Source organism: Polynucleobacter sp. 35-46-11, from assembly GCF_002281105.1.
The window spans coordinates 1-591 of record NZ_NCFJ01000767.1 but is presented as its reverse complement, the minus strand read 5'-3'; the positions used below and the strand labels follow the sequence as shown (position 1 = coordinate 591).

The window sequence follows — 591 nt, the reverse complement described above, 5'->3', positions numbered from 1 at the left end:
CAGTGCTTTAAAACTGCAAGACATCGCTAAGCACTTAGAAGAGTTGGCTCAAAATAAAAAGCTTGATGATGTCAAAGCTGGCTATGGCGAGTGCGAGCAGGTACTTAATGAGACGCTTGCGCTGTTTGAATCACATCTTGCCAAAGAGATTAAACCAAGCGTTAAGAAAAAACGCATCGACCCTCTGCAAATGGCTATCAAGCTGCAAGATCTCAAAAAAGAGATCGAAGCGGGGGCGTATATCGATACCGATGCGTTTGGGATTTTTGCCGACTATACTGATGAAGTGTTAACGGCGCGCTTAAATACATTAAAAGGGCATATAGATCGTTTTGATACGGATCTGGTACTTAAGCAAATTGAAGCCATTATGGCAGAATTGGAGTAGGCGATGAATGGCAAGCCAGTTATATTAATAGTGGACGATACCCCCAGCAATATTCAGATATTAGCTCAACTACTAAATGAAGACTATACAATCAAAGTAACCACGAGTGGCGCGAGAGCGCTGGAGCTTGCAGGTCAAGACCCAATACCTGATTTGATTCTTTTGGACGTACTTATGCCGGAGATGAATGGATACGATGTCCT

2 protein-coding genes are annotated in these 591 nt (G+C 43.0%); both read left to right on the top strand.

From position 1 onward, the window contains the following. The coding region (locus B7Y67_RS19440) for a hypothetical protein (RefSeq protein WP_293600039.1) at positions 1 to 388 on the top strand (388 nt) is incomplete at its 5' end. A 3-nt stretch (positions 389 to 391) separates the two neighbouring features. Continuing rightward, positions 392 to 591, top strand: a 200-nt coding sequence (locus tag B7Y67_RS19435) for a response regulator (protein ID WP_293600038.1), incomplete at its 3' end; no start/stop codon positions are given.